This is a genomic window from Nosocomiicoccus ampullae (assembly GCF_001696685.1).
GTDB lineage: Bacteria > Bacillota > Bacilli > Staphylococcales > Salinicoccaceae > Nosocomiicoccus > Nosocomiicoccus ampullae_A.
Map to the genome: position 1 here is coordinate 1 of NZ_MBFG01000019.1, position 17,734 is coordinate 17,734.

Below are 17,734 nucleotides of genomic sequence, written 5' to 3' on the forward strand. Positions count from 1 at the left end.
TTATGGAGAAGTATTCAAGACATATGAAGCATTAGAGATCGCAGTACATGAATATATTAGATACTATAATAAAGATAGAATTAAGCTAAAATTAAAAGGCATGTCTCCTGAAGAATTCAGGAAACATACCTTATAATCTGCTTAAGTCCAAAAGTCCAACTTTAGGGGTGCACATCACAGCATACTGTTGTAAAAGTTATTATTTAAATTTTAAAACAAGATCAAGTAATGACTCGTCTTCGCGAGACTGAACTTTCACTTCGTTTTCGTCTGGATTTACTGGACCATATGCAACTACTGCTTTAGTAGATTCATTTGTTTGAAGTGTTTTTGTAGAGTCGTTGACAAGTGCGTGATATTCACTATCTTCTGGAATATCTAATGTTAAGTTATCCGTTGCAATCATCCCAGTTTCTGAGAACTGACGTACCGCAAGGTCTAAAGCAAATGCTTCGTTTCCTGCAGTAGGGATTGATGACTTGTTTGTGAATTCATATTCGATGACGACAGCTTTCTTAGCTGTAGCATTTTCATCTGCTTTTTTTTCTTCATCTGATGGTTCGATATCGATAGTATCGATACGTGTAATTACGTATTTACCATACTCGCCATCATATTCAATCGCTTCGTTTAAGTCGTTTTCGCTTACGTCAACGTCTTTAACTACTGATTCGTTTGATTCTGTCGTTGCAGTTTCTTCTGTACCATTTTCTTTTTCGCTTGTTTTGTTATCATCAGTGTTACAAGCAGTAAGTAGTAATGTAGAAGCTGCACCTGCAACTAAAAAGTGTTTAAAACTCATTATTATGCCCTCCAAATTGTGTGAATAGTTTAAGTATATATGAGAACAAATTAAATTTATAGCTATTTTCAGTAAATGGTTAATGTATAAATAAACCGTATAATAATACGCCGATTGACAGTAATAAACCGTAAATCGTGTTGAATTTGCCCATCGCAGCCATCGCTGGAATGAGCTCTACTGGTGAATCTCCGTCTTTTAAAAGTTGCAATGTTTTTTTATACAATTTAAATGAAAGTAATGGTAAAAGTAAAAATAATGATGGCCATAAATTTGTAAAAGCCATAATAATTGCGAATGCAAAACATAGTATTAGTAAAAAGTTAACGACTTGAGTAGCCGTATCTTTACCTACGAGAATGACGAATGTACGTCGTCCACTTTGTGCATCTTTTACGCGATCACGAATGTTGTTAAACATATTTAACAAGCCGATTGTAATCATAATTGGTAAAGATAATACGAATGGAAACATATGTAATTCTTGTAAATGGATGTAAAACGTAATAAGAATAATGACAGGTCCCATAAATACTCCTGAGAATATTTCACCAAAAGGTGTCCAAGAAATAGGGATTGGCCCGCCTGTATATAAGTATCCGACAGCCATCGATATACCACCAATGACGAGTAACCACCAAGAAGTTTCGTATGCAATGTATAATCCAATAAGCGCTGCAATAAAGTAAAATGTAAGTGCGAAAGTTAACACACGTCTCGGTGTAATACCATTTCGTACGATGGCACCGGCGATTCCAACAGAATCTGCACTATCGAGTCCACGTTTAAAATCGTAGTACTCGTTAAACATATTTGTTGCGGATTGAATTAAAATTGTCGCAGTTAACATTAAGAAAAACATTAAAAAGTTTACATTTCCAAATGGAAGTACTGCCGCTGTCCCAACAAACACAGGGACAAATCCCGCGGTCAATGTATGGGGACGTGTTAAACTAATATATTTTTTGTATCCGGTAAGAACATCTGCATGTTGCATTTTAAATCTCCTTTTAAAGATAACTGTACAACATTCTATCATACTTTATGGCTAACTATGTACACAGTTTTTTGGAAAGATGATAAAATATAAAGTAATTATATTAAAGGAATGTGAGTATAATGCATATTGAGTCCTCGCAATCACTTATTGATGAGATTGGTATAGATTCAAACACATCATATTTGGCATTACATTTTAGTACGAAAGATTTCGATATAACGCCGTCCAAAATCTTTATGCACTTTAATCATAAAAAAGGCGAAAGATACTGGTTTAAATCACGTGAAGCGGATATTAACGTAATAGGTGTTGACTATATCGATTCAATTAATCGTAAACAATTTAATGCGGACATTTTAAACACTCAAAAAAATGGCCTATTTAATAATATTCAACATGTTAAATTAAATGATGGATTAGTCGGGGATATCCACTTATTTGGTGGCACACGTTTTGACGATAAAAAAACGACTGATGAATGGATCGATTTTAAAATGGTCGAGTTTATCCTTGCATCATGGCAATTTGATTTACACAATCAGGAAGCGTTTCTTATTTTAAAGAAAGAAGACCTTCAAACAGAAAATTTAGCTGAATTAATCGTGAATACGTTGCGTGGAATCGAAGTGGCAGAGCCTCGCTTCAGATTTCCAGAAATATCGAGTCATCATGAAATTTATCCAAAAGCTTGGAAAGCACTTGTTGACAATACAGTGGACATTTTAGATGATGACTTTGAAAAAGTCGTTTTATCGAGAGAATTACTTATTCGATTTGAAAATGAAATTGATCCAAATTTTTTAATTAACCGTTTAAAAGTAGAGTCAGATACTTTCAAGATATTTTATGAACGTGGGACGTCGACGTTCGTTTCTAAAACACCAGAGAAGCTATTTTACTTAAAAGATGAAAAACTCTCGACGCACGCAATCGCTGGATCGATTCGTAGAGAAGATGACGACACGGTAAACGAACAAAATAAAAAAGATTTCTTAAACGATGAAAAAAACCACTTTGAACATATCGTCGTCAGGGATTCAATCGTCGAAGACTTAAAACCTTATACATGTTCAGTTTATTATGACGATACGCGTATATTAGAAAATAAATTTATTTATCATTTATATACACCAATCGAAGCGACACTTAATAAGGGAAGCAACTTGTTCGACGTCTTACACGCCTTGCATCCAACGCCTGCTGTCGGAGGGTTACCAAAGGATCGTGCGTTAGAATATATAAAGGAAAAAGAATACTTTACGCGTGGATTATACGCAGCACCTATTGGCGTCATTTCAAAGTCTAACGAAGCTGAGTTTGCAGTAGCACTGCGCTCGATGCGCATTACAGGTAAAAGTGCGACGCTTTATGCTGGAGCTGGAATTGTGAAAGGATCTACAGGAGAATCTGAATACGAAGAGACTAGAACGAAATTTAGACCGATGTTAGATGTATTGGAGGCGCTAGAATGAATCATCAAGAAGCCTTAACTGAACAAATTTTTACGTTAGTCGACGCGTTATACAGTAAAGGGATGACAGAAATCGTCATTAGTCCAGGATCTCGTTCGACACCAATTGCGATCGCATGTGAATGTCATCCACACATTAAAACATATATTCACCCAGACGAACGTGGTGCAGGTTTTTTTGCGCTCGGGTTAAGTAAAGCATCAAAACAACCAGTCGGCATACTATGTACTTCTGGAACAGCAGCAGCAAACTACGTACCGAGTGTGTCTGAAGCGGGGTTAATGCACATTCCGTTAGTCGTTTTAACGTCAGACCGCCCACATGAATTAAGAGATGTCGGCGCACCACAAGCGATTAAACAAACGAATATGTTTTCGAACTATGTAAAATTTGAAACAGAACTTCCGATTGCTGACGAAAGTGAATATAATATGTCTCACGTTGAAGATCGTGTACTTCAAGCGAGTCAGTATTTTGACGGGATTTTAAAAGGTCCTGTACACATTAATATTCCGGTTCGTGAACCGTTAATGCCAAATATAAATCGAACAGATTTCTTTTTTAGAGAACAACTCATTCAAGAATCTATTACTGTAGAATCGAATATAGAGCCGTTACTAGGAAATGGATTAGTCATTATTGGTGAAACGGACTGTAGTTTAGAAAAGATTGACTTTGAAAAGTATAAGCAACTCACGTTTATAATGGACCCAAGAGTCAGTGAGCGCACGAAGTTATCACGTGTTGTTACAACACATGACTTAATATTTATGAATTTAACAGATGAACAACGTAATGAATTAGAATCACAGTTTGATTTTATATTACGTATCGGTGAAGCGGTGACGTCCAAATCGACGAATCAATTTTTAAAACAGACGTCTTTAAAACAAATATTAATAAGTGAGTTTATCGATGTTAAAACATTTCCGAAAACTCCAGACGTCACTTATGTTGGTGACGTTAAACAAACGTTAGATGCGTTACTCATTGAATCGGATCATTCAGTGGATGTACTATACGAAGTCGATAGAGATATTAAGCAGTTGATCAATGATGAAATTGAAAACTATGACGACGAAGGACGCTATATGTATGAAATTATTAAAAGAACTAATAATGATCGAACGTTATTCGTCTCAAGTAGTATGCCGATTCGTGACTTTGAACGGTATGATGTATTTAATCGATTAAATATATTAGCAAATCGCGGAGCAAACGGTATAGATGGTGTTGTCTCAACGGCATTTGGTGTTGGAACGAAGATGCCGATGACGTTAATTATCGGAGACGTGTCATTAAACCACGATATTAATGGTCTTGTCATGTCGAAGCTTGAAGAGATAGACGGCACAGTCATTTGTTTTAATAATAATGGCGGTAATATTTTTAGTTATTTACCTCAAAAAGAGCACGACATACACTTCGAGAGATTGTTTGGAACACCGCTTGATTTAGACTTTTCACATGCAGCGAAATTATATGGATTTAATTATCATTTAATTAAATCCGTAGATGATTTAACAGAGGAAATTTTAAATCAAAAAGGTCGTAACTTCATTGAAATTAAAACAGACCGTGAAGATAACGTAAAGCAGCATAATGATTTAAAACAAAAGGTAAAGGCACTCGTTCAACATGTTAAATTTTAATTATGAATTTAATGATCATGGTCACGACGAAACGCTAATCATTTTACACGGTTTTTTATCAGATTTACGTTCTATGAGAAAACTTGCTAAAGCATTTACTGATGTGAACACTTTACTTATAGACTTACCTGGCTTTGGGAAAACGAAAAGTGTCGGTATTGATTATGATATGAATCATATTGCTAAAAGTATTGTTCAGCTTATCGATACATTACATTTAAAACATGTTCATGTGTACGGATACTCGATGGGCGGGCGTGTTGCAGTGTCACTACTTGCAAATTATAGTGAACGATTTTCTAAATTTATATTAGAATCCACGTCGCCGGGAATGAGTAAAGTAGACCGACGACATGCGCGTATTAAAATCGACGAATCACGTAGAGAGCGACTTGAAACAGATTTTAAAGCGTTTATAGATGAATGGGAAGAGTTACCGTTATTTCAAAGTCAAAAACTGTTAGATGAAAAATCTTTTTTATTGCAACGAGAAGAAAGACTGAGTCAAAATAATATTGAAGCAGCAGATAGTCTACGTAAATACGGAACAGGTATTCAGCCACATTATTGGGACGATTTAAATAAAGATAACGACGTTTTAATTATCGCCGGTGAAAAAGATGAAAAGTTTGTTAAAATTGGAGATAATATGAATAAGCAACTTAAAAATAGTCGCTTACATATATTTAAAGGGTGTGGCCATAACGTCCACCTTGAAAATAAAGAGACATTCGTAAAACTATGCCACGAATTTTTATCGGAGGGAAAACAATGACACGTGAGTGGAAAACATTAAAGGAATATAAAGAAATTAAGTACGAATTTTATAACGGTATCGCTAAAATTACGATCAACCGACCGGAAGTGCGTAACGCATTCACACCGTTAACTGTTTCAGAAATGATCGACGCGATGAGTCGCGCGCGAGATGACGAGAACGTTTCTGTGATTGTTTTAACTGGTGAAGGTGACTTAGCGTTTTGTTCAGGTGGAGACCAAAAAGTACGCGGGCACGGTGGATACGTTGGAGACGACCAAATCCCACGTTTAAACGTATTAGACTTACAACGTTTAATTCGTGTAACGCCTAAACCAGTTGTCGCAATGGTTGCTGGATATGCAATTGGTGGTGGACACGTACTTCACGTTGTGTGTGATTTAACAATTGCTGCGGATAACGCAAGATTTGGACAAACAGGACCAAAAGTAGGTTCATTTGATGCTGGTTACGGTTCAGGTTATTTAGCACGTATTGTAGGACATAAAAAAGCACGTGAAATTTGGTTCTTATGCCGTCAATATGACGCACAAGAAGCGTTAGACATGGGCTTAGTAAACACAGTTGTACCACTAGAAGATTTAGAAGACGAAACAGTGAAATGGTGTGAAGAGATGATGCAACATTCACCAACAGCACTTCGTTTCTTAAAAGCAGCGATGAACGCTGATACTGATGGACTCGCTGGGCTTCAACAATTCGCTGGTGACGCAACGCTTCTTTACTACACGACAGATGAAGCAAAAGAAGGTCGCGATGCGTTTAAAGAAAAACGTTCACCAGACTTTGATCAATTCCCTAAATTCCCATAAATTTATGAATAAAAAATCTCAAGTTCAATTGAACTTGAGATTATTTTTTATGGATTGTTTGAAGAACTCGAATAATATTTAATAATATTGAGTCATATTTTTTATACACTAAATATCGTGTCTCCCAATGTGGTTTAAATTTAGATTTATAATGACGTAACCCACTGAAACTATAGTAATCTCCGAGTTTTTCATAAGCGATTGCTGCAAATTTTTCTCGTAAGTAACCGTATTTATTTAATCCGACGTTAGATAATGTCGCCATCCCCATATTAAAGTATTTATAGCCATGATTTTGTGCGTAAAGTAGCATGTTAATGTATAAAACGTCCATCATTGGTAAGTCGACATTTGGGCTCCAACGAATTAAATCGACGGATAGTCGTTCGTCATCGACGGGCATGAAAGTACAAAATCCGACGACGTTATATATTTCGTCACGCACTAAACCGACTGGTGCAGCCATTACATAGTCTTTTTCAAATTGACCGACAGAAAATGACAACTCATTTTTTACACCGAGCCAATGATTACTCACACGTAAACATGCGTTGTAATCTTTTTCAGATAACGTGTCTACGACTTCAAAAGAGTATCCATCTTTTTCAAATTTATTCATCGTCGCACGGAATGCGCGCTGCTTTTTACCACTTAAAGTAAAATTATCTAACGGGATTACAGCTTCCTCACCAAGCTTAAAGAACACATTACCGAAATTATGATAGAGCGGCAAATATTTTTCCTGTGCCTGATAAAATACGATGCGCAATCCGAGTGGTTGATACGTGTCGTAAAACTCCATTAATAAGTCTTCAAAAGAATCCTCGTTTCCAACAGGATCTCCGAGAACAACTGCACGGTCTTTCGTGATACTAAACATAATAAAGGCGTTCTTAGTTTCATTACTAAATATATATTTATCATCGCTAAATGCGAGGTGGCTTAAATAGTTTCCACCATATGTGTTTAAAATCTCACGAACATCATTTTTATCAATACATTGAACGAGTAATTGACCGAGTTCACGTTTAATACGAGATTTTAAAATTGCGGATAAAAGAATCGCTAATCCAACGAGCACAACGGTCATTAAAGTTATAGATTCAACGAGTGTTATACTTTTAAATGATTCTTTAAGAGATATGCGTGAAATAAAATACGTATATACTGAACCTGACACGAACATCATAAATAATAATCCATATCGCTTTGGTTCTAGTGGATATATGATGTAACGGCAGTTTTTCATCTGGTTAAATAGCATGACGATAATTGTGACAAGCCATATAACACTGACGACAGTTCCGTAAGTAAACAACACACCGACACATAGCATTACTGCACCGATTAGGGCCATCAACATACCACGTAACGACTGTTTAAATACACCGTATGAAAATATAATGAGTAACGTTGCACCGGTGATTACTACTGTATACATGATGAATGACACTGACGAATGGTCAAATGATATGTTGTATAAGATAATGACACTACCTGTTAAATGTACGAACGCTGTGATGAGTAAAATAATCGCTGTCACTGCGCTTGGTATATGTTTAACGTATGACTGTATTAAATGTGTCGTATAAGAATCGTTGTCTTTAATATATGTACTCATAATCGTCGGTAAATTACTCATAATGAGTGTTAACGCGATCATAAACGGTACGATGTAATAGACAAATCGATAGATTAATAATGCAAGTAATATTTTTTCGCTCGGAATACCGTGTGAACTTAAAAGTGAAATAAATGCTAAATCAAATGCACCTAATCCACCCGGAATCATACTGAGTAATCCGATAATCGATGAAATCGTAAATACCGCAAAGAATAAACTAAATGACATATCAGCATCCAGTAATTTAAAGATAATCAGTAAAATTCCACTTGCTAAAATCCAATCAATTGTAGAGATAGAAACGACTTTAATACCAAATAGTCGATCTGTTCCAATCGGTTTTAATATCGTGAATACAATAAAGACAACTACAAAAAGAGCCATCGCATACATTAATAGTTGAGCACCTTTGTACTCTAAACTATAATGCGAAATATCGATCATTTTTGTAATGACACAAATACTAAAAATACCGAGTCCACTCACAAATGATAATAAAACGAGTGATATGTATTTAATTAAATTCTTATTATCAGTTTTCGGTTGATACATCATAATACGAATACCGTTGCCGATTAATGACCCAAATCCGATTAAGTTATTAAGTGCATTGACGATAAAGCTAATAATAATGACAGTGCGAACGGGTAAATCTATGTGTGCTGCACGTCGTAATAGTAAATCATATAGAGATAAAGAAAAAATTGCTAAAATCCCAATGAGTGCAATACCCGTAAAGCTTAACGTATCTAGATTTTGAAACTCTTTAATCGTTTCTTTAAAGTTAATTGTTCGAATTTCTTTAAATAGTAAATTCGTAACGATTAAAATGATCGTAAATATTAACACGTACTTAAATTTTGGCCAGACGTGTTTTAATGTTTTATTCATGTAGACTGACCTCCCTGTAAACAACGTCGTTTTCACCGTTTACATATCCTTTATAAAATGTCGATTTACGTATTTTAAAAATCTGACGTTTACTTGGCCATAATGCTGGTAAATGTAAAAATTTAAACTGAAATAATATAGGATCGATATAGTAATAGTGTTGTTCATCGTATCCGATTAAAAGAATAGCATGTATATTAGATACCGTTCTAAATGATCCTGTTGATAACTGAAACGTCTTATATTTTGGGTATCTAAAATTATTCGTTGGAAGCATAATAATCGGTTGCTTCGTATCGAGTACGTCTTCAAGCTCTTTCATCGTCATTTTAGAACGCACGACAATTTTATCATCAAAAGATTTTAAAAACTGACCGAGAGGCTTTGGGAAAATCGTTTGATGTACGTTAAAATATAAAAAGCTCGGATGCCCCACATATCCAATTCTTGGATCATCAGTGTGTTTTGGCATTAACTCAGCAAGTTTTCTTGGTGAATAGTTGATACCGTTATATTCTAAAAGCATCGATGCTACTGTTGACTCACACCCCATGATCATTGGATAGGGGAGGAGTTGCGTTTTCGGTTGAACATTTAATATCATAGGCATCACTCTTTGATTTTTATTAATTATATATTACATGATATGAAAGACTACGAGAAACATTTTTAAAATTGAAAAAATAGGGTATATAATAAGTAAAATTTAAAAGGGGAGTTTTTTCATGACACATTTACAAAACCCAAGAACAAAATTTGAATATAATGATTTTCCAGATCAAAATCAAAACGGACCTGCGTTACAAACTGAAATGACACCAGTTCCTGATACTGGTGAAGAAACGTATACAGGACATGGTCGTATGAAAGGGTTAAAAACACTCATTACTGGAGGAGATTCAGGTATTGGACGTGCGGCAGCAATCGCATATGCTAAAGAAGGTGCAGACGTTGCCATTCAATATCTTCCAGGTGAAGAAAAAGATGCTAAAGAAGTTGAGGATTTCATTAACAATTTAGGTCAAAAAGCTGTGACTTTAAAAGCAGATTTTCGTAATGACGGAGAAGCGGCAAAAGTAGTAGAAGATGCTGTAGAAGCCCTTGGTGGATTAGACGTTTTAGTTTTAAACTCAGCAGAGCAATTCGCTCAAGAGAAATTAGAAGATTTATCAATAGAACAAGTAAAAAACACATTTCAAGTGAACGTTATTAGTATGTTTGAAGCAATTAAACAAGCTGAAAAACATCTAAAACCTGGTGCATCTATTATTTTAACGACATCTGTTGAGTCATTTAATCCATCTAAACAATTACTGGATTATGCAGCGACAAAAGGTGCCATTTCAAACTTAGTCGTAAACTTCGCTCAGTACTTTAGTGAAAAAGGAATTCGCGTAAACGGAGTCGCTCCAGGTCCAATCTGGACACCACTTCAATTAGACGGTGGGCAACTTGAAGGTAAAATACCAACATTTGGACAAGGGTCACAACTTGGTAGAGCAGGTCAACCAGTAGAACTGTCATCAGTATATGTATTATTAGGCAGTGAAGAAAGTAGCTACACGACAGGACAAATTTATGGTATAACTGGTGGGTACAATATTACGTTATAATATTTAGTATTTTAACTGTGTTTGAGAGGAATTGAACGATAGATGAAAGAGAATTTTTGGAACGATCTTCCGAAACCATTTTTTGTGCTTGCACCGATGGAGGATGTGACGGACGTCATCTTTAGACATGTCGTTGGAGAAGCGGCTCGTCCAGACGTTTATTTTACAGAGTTTACGAACTCTGAAAGTTACTGTCACCCTGAAGGTAATAAAAGTGTGCGTGGTCGTTTAACATTTACTGAAGATGAACAACCAATGGTTGCACACATTTGGGGTGATAAACCGGAGTTCTTCCGTGAGATGAGTATCGGTATGGCTAAAGCAGGATTTAAAGGGATCGATTTAAATATGGGATGTCCAGTCCCAAATGTCGCTGGTGACGGCAAGGGAAGTGGTCTAATCTTACGACCAGACGTTGCAGCTGATTTAATAGAAGCAGCAAAAGCTGGGGGACTTCCAGTAAGTGTAAAAACGAGACTTGGGTACACGTCAATAGACGAATGGAAGCCGTGGCTAACGCATATTTTAAAACAAGATATTGCGAACTTATCTATCCATTTACGTACACGTAAAGAGATGAGTAAAGTTGACGCACATTGGGAGCTAATTCCAGAAATTAAACAATTACGAGACGAAATCGCACCGAATACGTTACTCACAATAAACGGAGATATCTCTGACCGTAAAACAGGTTTAGAACTTGTAGAAAAGTACGGTGTGGATGGTGTGATGATTGGTCGCGGAATTTTCCATAATCCATTTGCTTTTGAAAAAGAACCGAAAGAACATTCAAGCGACGAGTTACTTGACTTACTGCATTTACACCTAGATCTCCATGACAAATACTCAAAAGAACTCGAAGAACGCCCATTTCAAGCGTTACACAGATTCTTTAAAATATATGTCAAAGGCTTTAGAGGCGCAAGTCAGTTGAGGCATGCGCTAATGAGTACTAAAAATACAGATGAAGTTAGAGAAATGCTAAAACAATTTAAAGCACAACAAGTGAATGAATAAAAAATACCGTCCTAGTATAAGGACGGTTTTTTGATAGAAATTTCAATATACTACATAAGAATTTATAAGTAGTATATAATTGTTTTAAAATGTAGCATTATGTATACGCAAATGAGTTTTGCATAAAATAGTTTTTATTAATTTTACATAAAAGCGATTTGTATAAAGAGGGTGTCTGTTTCGCTTACACAAAAGGCTTAATTGTCAACGAAATGAATGGTGCTTTAATGCAAAAGGGATTTGTATAAAATTAAATTATTTATTTTAATGCAAAATATAATAACGACATTATTTTGATAAGAAAATCAACTTTATTATAAAGAGATGATTAATTATTTTTTAGAGGAGATGTTTTTATGAATGCAGGGGTAAATACGTCGGAAGCTGTAACAAGCGGTGGATTTTCACAGTGGTTTATCATTGTTTTAGTAATAATTAATATTGTGATAAGTCTTTATCAATTTAGGGAAATGTCAAAAATTAGAAAACGTGAAATCGAAGATACTAATATACGTCATAAAGAGATGCTAGAACAACAAAGACAACAATTCGCTGAACAATTAAAGCAATTGAATGAACAACATACAAGAGAGTTAGAAGTGAAGGTGATTGTTGAGTCTCAAAAAGAGAGAATTGAGGATATCAGACAGTTAACTAGTGACTACTTATTAAAAATCAGTGAACTAAAGAAAGTTGTATACAATAATTTACTTCACCGAATTCAAGATGAGGAGGATTATAAAAACAATTTACAATCATTAAGTGAAAATTATTTTCAGTTGACTTATCCAGCACTGGAAGCGAAAAATTTACTTGAATTCAGACTGTCAGAAATTGAAAATACAGATCATCTTATAAAATATACAAATGATTTGTATCATAAAACCAAAATGACACCGATTAAAATATATGAATGTGACACTTTTAGTCCACCTAATGGTCAGTTTACTTTGGAGTACAAGGGTGAATTTACACGTAAAAAATATGATGATGAACAAAATGATGCGAGACAAAAGCTATTTGATGAATCAACTAAATATCTTAAATCTCAGTGGACTAGTCTCTACAACAAAATCGATAAACTAAGTGATTTTTAAACATATAAATTAAGAAACTAAAAAATCCACTTAAGTTATTAAACTTAAGTGGAATTTCTATTTTATTCTTCACTTGCACGTATTGCGTTATGATGGACGTCAGTGACGTCGTCATCATCATCGAGCGCGTCGAGTATGTTTTCTAAAATTTCATAGTCTTCATCGCTTAATGCGATTGTATTCATCGGAATCATCGTTAATTCACTTTGTGCTAACGTGTATCCTTTTTCTTCTAAATGGTCTCTCACTTGTGCGAAGTCTGCTTGTTCAGTGAAGATTTCAAATACTTCATCGCTCGTTTCTAACTCTTCAGCACCTGCTTCAAGCACTTCTAATAACATTGTTTCTTCATCGTCTTCTGTCGTACTACGTTCGATTACAATATAACCTTTGCGTTCGAACATATAACTTACAGAACCAGCTTCTCCAATGTTTCCACCGTTTTTATTGTATGCGATACGTACGTTTGTGTTTGTTCGGTTACGGTTATCTGTTAATGCTTCTGCTAAAATACCGACACCACTTGGGCCGTATCCTTCATACATTACTGGATCGTAGTTTTCACCAGAGCCAGATGATGTTGCTTTGTCGATTGCACGTGTAATGTTGTCTTTAGGCATATTTTCTGAACGTGCACGGTCCATCGCTAAACGTAGTGCTGGATTCGTATCTGGATCTCCGCCACCTTGTTTTGCTGCCATATAAATTTCACGCGATAACTTTTGGAAGATTTTACCGCGTTTTTTATCTTGGGCACCTTTACGTTGTTTAATGTTATTCCATTTTGAATGGCCTGCCATAATTTCGTCTCCCTCGTTGTTTTCTTAATTATAATTTATCATTTTTTCTAATGATTGTCTAAATGATACGAGTCACTTTAAAGATTTGATATAATAGGATAGTTAAAGGAGTGTTTACATTGAATCACTGGCTTCACCGTAATTCAAAAAATTATCCGGAAAAGATCGCGGTCATTTACGAAGACTTACACTTAACTTATAAACAATTACAAGATAAAGTACACGATCTCTCTCAAAGAATTCCTAACATTAAAAGAGTTGGGTTATTTATAGATAACAGTGTAGATAGTGCGATTTTAATACATAGTTTAATTGAGCGTCATATCGAAATCGTCATGGTGAACACACGTCTTTCATCTGAAGAAATTAACAATCAACTAATGGACGTTAATGTCGATACAATTTTTTCAACGATTGACTCAGACGTTTTAAATAAAGTGAACGTAAACGTCATCTACTATAGAGAAATCATACAGCACGATAAAGCATCATATGAAGAGGTTGAAGCAAATGATGATGATATCTTATCAATCATGTTTACGAGTGGGACGACAGGACGACCGAAAGCCGTGATTCAAACGTATTTAAACCATTATGCGTCTCATATAAATGCGATGAATGGGTTAAATTATGATGAGAATAGTACATGGCTCATGGTCAATCCGATATTTCACATCTCGGGCTTTTCGATATTAATGCGTGCAGTAATTTCAGGGTGTACGTTAATTATCCATAATAGATTCGATTCTAAACACGTTTTAAATGATATTGAACGCTATAAAGTGACACATACGTCATTTGTACCGATTATGTTATCTCGGATTATGAACGACAAAATGATTCATAGCACGGATTTATCTCGCTTAAAAGCGATTTTAATGGGTGGAGCAAATACGACACCTAAATTACTAAACGAGGCACTTCAATTTAAATTACCGGTATTTAATAGTTTTGGTATGACAGAAACGTGTTCTCAAATTGTTATTGTATCCTATGATGATGACAATATATTAACGGGTACGGTAGGTAAAACCAATGAAAATATCCGTGTCAATGAGAATAATGAGTTGCTCGTTAAAGGTGAAAATGTCACGAGTGGATATTTAAATGCTGAAATGATTACAGAAGATGGCTTTTTTAATACTGGAGATATCGCCGAAGTTAAAGGTGGATATTTATATATATTAGATCGTAGAGATGATTTAATTATTAGTGGTGGAGAAAATATTTATCCAAAAGAAATCGAAGATATCGTCTTACAATATACAGATTTAAAAACGTGTGTTGTTGTTAAAAAAGAAGATGAAGAGTGGGGACAAGTTCCTGTTTTACTCATTGAGGAAAATATTGATGAGAGAGCACTCATCAATTTATTTAACACACATTTAGCACGTTATAAGCATCCAAAAGAAATTATAGTCGTTAAAGAAATAAAATATACGCCATCTGGTAAAATTTCTAGAAAATTAAACCGAGAGGCGTATATCACAACATCTACTTCTTCTTTTTAGGAGGGACAGGGTCAAATCCACCTTTATGAAGCGGATGACATTTTAAAATACGGCGAATAGCTAAATAACTCCCTTTAGATGCACCGTGTTCTTCTACCGCTTCAATCGCATATTGAGAACACGTCGGGTAAAATCGACATGACGGGGGAGACATCGGTGAAATATATCGCTGATAAAATCGAATCATTTGTAAAATTATTTTTTTCATGTGCACCATCTTTTCTTATTAAATATAATATAACAGAATAGAAACTTTAATTTCAATTGAGGTGAGCAGATGAAGCAGTTTATAGATGACAATGGTAATGTAGTAGAGTTGTTTTTTGATGAATCAATTGAAGCGACACATTGTCTTGCGATTCCAATTTATAATAATAAATATGTTTTTACTCGACATAAAACACGTGGTATTGAATTCCCAGGAGGAAAAGTAGAAGCGGGTGAAACGATTATAGAAGCGTTAAAACGTGAAGTATTTGAAGAGACTGGGGGAGTCGTTAAAACTGTCGAGTATCTCGGGACGTATAAAGTTCACGAAACAACACCGTTTTATAAAACGGTCTATCGCGTAGAGTTATCTGATATAGAAGAAAAAAGTGACTATTTAGAAACGAAAGGTCCGATATTGTTTCACTCCGTTGAAGAAATAAAAGAAACCGATAAAAGTCGATTACTTAAAGATGATTGTATAATGTATCTATATAGAAAAACGCACATTGATTAAATAATCAATGTGCGTTTTATATTATGATGCGGAGTTTAGAATCCACCTTTTTCAGCGATTTCTTTTACATCATCACCGAATTTTTTGAAGTTTTCTTTAAATGAGTCAATCAGTTGACCAGCTACTTTGTCGTAAGCATCTTTATCTGCCCATGTTTTTCTAGGGTTTAATACGTCGCTAGGAACGCCTTCGATTTCAGTTGGAATTTGTAAACCGAACGTTTCATCAGTAACAAACTCATGGTTTTTAAGTTCACCTTCAACAGCGTCTGAAACCATTTTACGAGTATATTTTAAGTTCATACGTTCACCAACACCGTATTCTCCACCAGTCCAACCAGTGTTTACAAGATAAACTGAAACGTCGTGTTCATCGATTAATTCACCGAGTTTATCTGCATATACTGATGCATGTAATGGTAAGAATGGTGCACCGAAGCACGTTGAGAATACTGGTTCAGGAGATGTTACTCCGCGTTCAGTTCCTGCGAGTTTCGATGTGAACCCACTTAAGAAGTGGTACATTGCTTGTTCTTTTGTTAATTTCGCAATTGGAGGGAGTACTCCGAAAGCGTCAGCTGTTAAGAATACGATCGTCTTCGCGTGACCAGCTTTTGATGGTAATACCGCATTGTCGATGTGTTTAATTGGGTACGCTGCACGTGTATTTTCAGTTAGAGAATTATCATCGTAGTCTGGATCTCTTTCATCATCTAAAATAACGTTCTCTAATACACTTCCGAATCTAATTGCGCGGTAAATTTCAGGTTCTTTCTCTTCAGATAAGTTAATTGCTTTTGCGTAGCATCCACCTTCGATGTTAAATACACCGTGTTCGTTCCAACCGTGCTCATCGTCACCGATTAGACCACGATTTGGATCTGCTGAAAGTGTCGTTTTACCTGTACCAGATAATCCGAAGAATAAAGCAACGTCATCATTTTCACCGACGTTTGCTGAACAGTGCATGCTTAAAATACCTTTTTGAGGAAGTAGGTAGTTCATTACAGAGAAGATAGATTTTTTCATCTCTCCAGCGTATTCAGTTCCACCGATTAAAACGATTTGTTTTTCAAAGTTAACTAAAATAAATGTCTCTGAGTTCGTACCATCTACAGATGGGTCTGCTTTAAATGATGGTGCAGAAACAATTGTAAAGTCAGGTGTAATGTTTAAACCTTCTTCTTTTGTTTCTGGATCGATAAATAAAGCTTTTACGAATAAATTATGCCATGCGAATTCGTTTACGACACGAATGTTTAAACGTGAATCCGTATCTGCACCTGCATATCCGTTAAATACGTATAATTCATCTTTACTATCTAAGTGATCTAACACTTTGTCGAGTAGTGCATCAAACACTTCACCACTAATTGGTTGGTTTACTTCTCCCCAATCTACAGTGTCTCTTGTCACATCGTCTTCAACGATGAAGCGGTCTTTAGGGCTACGACCTGTATATTTACCAGTAGTTGCAGTGAATGCACCGTTCGATGCAATTTTACCTTCTTTTCTTCTAGATGCGGCTTCTACAAGCTCTGCACGTGATAATTGATTGTTTGTTGAATCTTTTTGTACAAGTGCTTCGATTCTTTTCACAGAGTTTGACATTATATAAATTTCCTCCAAATTTTGTTTATCATCTAATATTTTAATACAAGATACTAAAAGATTCCACCGAATCGCGATATGTTTTAAAAGTACTTGATAATTTCATTGATGTTGTGTATTCTAGTAAACAAGTTATCTCTTATCAAGAGTCGGTGGAGGGAATACCCCCTGTGAAGCCCAGCAACCCCTTCTAACGTAGAAGAATGGTGCTAAAGGTTGCAGAAATAATGATTTCTGAACGATAAGAGAAAAGGGTGGCCTTTTCTCTATGTGTGAGAAAAGGCTTTTTTTATCGAAAGAGATAGCTAATATATTTTAAGGAGAAAATATA

The 17,734-nt window shown here is 35.4% G+C and carries 17 protein-coding genes and 1 riboswitch; of the genes, 10 read left to right on the forward strand and 7 right to left on the reverse strand.

Features of this window, described 5'->3' with window-relative positions:
* Positions 1–136 (forward strand): IS3 family transposase (locus BBS29_RS07145; protein ID WP_143861276.1); only part of this gene is annotated, 136 nt, incomplete at its 5' end.
* 63 nt (positions 137–199) lie between these two features.
* On the opposite strand, the gene BBS29_RS07150 is transcribed toward BBS29_RS07145, so the two are convergent.
* Positions 200–802 carry a hypothetical protein gene (locus BBS29_RS07150; protein WP_068130685.1) on the reverse strand — a complete coding sequence of 201 codons (603 nt, stop codon included), beginning with the start codon at positions 800–802 and terminating at the stop codon, positions 200–202.
* Positions 803–881: 79 nt separating this feature from the next.
* Positions 882–1,799 (reverse strand): 1,4-dihydroxy-2-naphthoate polyprenyltransferase, encoded by a 918-nt coding sequence (locus tag BBS29_RS07155; protein ID WP_068130688.1) that lies wholly within the window; start codon positions 1,797–1,799, stop codon positions 882–884.
* A 185-nt stretch (positions 1,800–1,984) separates the two neighbouring features.
* On the opposite strand from BBS29_RS07155, the gene BBS29_RS07160 reads away from it, so the two are divergent.
* From BBS29_RS07160 to menB, 4 genes are read left to right on the forward strand one after another with little or no spacing between them, the layout of a single operon-like run.
* A complete protein-coding gene (locus tag BBS29_RS07160) occupies positions 1,985–3,274 on the forward strand; it encodes an isochorismate synthase (RefSeq protein ID WP_257009097.1) in 1,290 nt (429 codons plus the stop codon).
* The gene (gene menD, locus BBS29_RS07165) at positions 3,271–4,926 is read left to right on the forward strand and encodes a 2-succinyl-5-enolpyruvyl-6-hydroxy-3-cyclohexene-1-carboxylic-acid synthase (RefSeq protein ID WP_068130695.1); all 1,656 of its coding nucleotides are present in this window, start codon (positions 3,271–3,273) and stop codon (positions 4,924–4,926) included. Before BBS29_RS07160 ends, menD begins: the two co-directional genes overlap by 4 nt.
* Entirely contained in the window at positions 4,913–5,701 is a 789-nt protein-coding gene (gene menH, locus BBS29_RS07170) for a 2-succinyl-6-hydroxy-2,4-cyclohexadiene-1-carboxylate synthase (protein ID WP_068130696.1), read from the forward strand. The genes menD and menH overlap by 14 nt, the downstream gene beginning before the upstream one ends.
* Positions 5,698–6,516 carry a 1,4-dihydroxy-2-naphthoyl-CoA synthase gene (menB, locus tag BBS29_RS07175; protein ID WP_040928528.1) on the forward strand — a complete coding sequence of 273 codons (819 nt, stop codon included), beginning with the start codon at positions 5,698–5,700 and terminating at the stop codon, positions 6,514–6,516. The genes menH and menB overlap by 4 nt, the downstream gene beginning before the upstream one ends.
* 40 nt (positions 6,517–6,556) lie before the next feature.
* On the opposite strand, the gene mprF is transcribed toward menB, so the two are convergent.
* A complete protein-coding gene (gene mprF / locus BBS29_RS07180; protein ID WP_068130699.1) occupies positions 6,557–9,031 on the reverse strand; it encodes a bifunctional lysylphosphatidylglycerol flippase/synthetase MprF in 2,475 nt (824 codons plus the stop codon).
* Complete coding sequence (locus BBS29_RS07185) at positions 9,024–9,635, reverse strand: C39 family peptidase (RefSeq protein WP_179853844.1); 612 nt, start codon at positions 9,633–9,635, stop codon at positions 9,024–9,026. Before BBS29_RS07185 ends, mprF begins: the two co-directional genes overlap by 8 nt.
* Positions 9,636–9,756: 121 nt before the next feature.
* On the opposite strand from BBS29_RS07185, the gene BBS29_RS07190 reads away from it, so the two are divergent.
* From BBS29_RS07190 to BBS29_RS07200, 3 genes are all read left to right on the forward strand, one after another.
* Complete coding sequence (locus BBS29_RS07190; RefSeq protein WP_068130705.1) at positions 9,757–10,644, forward strand: SDR family oxidoreductase; 888 nt, start codon at positions 9,757–9,759, stop codon at positions 10,642–10,644.
* A 42-nt stretch (positions 10,645–10,686) separates the two neighbouring features.
* A complete protein-coding gene (locus tag BBS29_RS07195; protein ID WP_068130707.1) occupies positions 10,687–11,661 on the forward strand; it encodes a tRNA dihydrouridine synthase in 975 nt (324 codons plus the stop codon).
* Between the two features lie 356 nt (positions 11,662–12,017).
* Complete coding sequence (locus BBS29_RS07200) at positions 12,018–12,758, forward strand: hypothetical protein (protein ID WP_068130711.1); 741 nt, start codon at positions 12,018–12,020, stop codon at positions 12,756–12,758.
* A gap of 62 nt (positions 12,759–12,820) precedes the next feature.
* On the opposite strand, the gene BBS29_RS07205 is transcribed toward BBS29_RS07200, so the two are convergent.
* Complete coding sequence (locus tag BBS29_RS07205) at positions 12,821–13,558, reverse strand: YebC/PmpR family DNA-binding transcriptional regulator (protein WP_068130714.1); 738 nt, start codon at positions 13,556–13,558, stop codon at positions 12,821–12,823.
* A 119-nt stretch (positions 13,559–13,677) separates the two neighbouring features.
* Between BBS29_RS07205 and menE the strand changes: the two genes are divergently transcribed.
* On the forward strand, positions 13,678–15,069 hold the full coding sequence (gene menE / locus BBS29_RS07210) for an o-succinylbenzoate--CoA ligase (protein ID WP_068130717.1): 1,392 nt from the start codon (positions 13,678–13,680) through the stop codon (positions 15,067–15,069).
* Here the strand turns inward: menE and yidD are convergent.
* A complete protein-coding gene (gene yidD / locus BBS29_RS07215) occupies positions 15,053–15,277 on the reverse strand; it encodes a membrane protein insertion efficiency factor YidD (protein WP_068130719.1) in 225 nt (74 codons plus the stop codon). The genes menE and yidD overlap by 17 nt on opposite strands.
* Before the next feature lie 69 nt (positions 15,278–15,346).
* On the opposite strand from yidD, the gene BBS29_RS07220 reads away from it, so the two are divergent.
* Positions 15,347–15,793 (forward strand): NUDIX domain-containing protein, encoded by a 447-nt coding sequence (locus BBS29_RS07220; protein ID WP_068130723.1) that lies wholly within the window; start codon positions 15,347–15,349, stop codon positions 15,791–15,793.
* A 35-nt stretch (positions 15,794–15,828) separates the two neighbouring features.
* Here BBS29_RS07220 and pckA read toward each other — a convergent pair whose 3' ends face one another.
* A complete protein-coding gene (gene pckA, locus BBS29_RS07225) occupies positions 15,829–17,403 on the reverse strand; it encodes a phosphoenolpyruvate carboxykinase (ATP) (RefSeq protein ID WP_068130725.1) in 1,575 nt (524 codons plus the stop codon).
* A gap of 136 nt (positions 17,404–17,539) precedes the next feature.
* Positions 17,540–17,651, forward strand: a riboswitch (SAM riboswitch).
* Positions 17,652–17,734 lie beyond the last annotated feature (83 nt).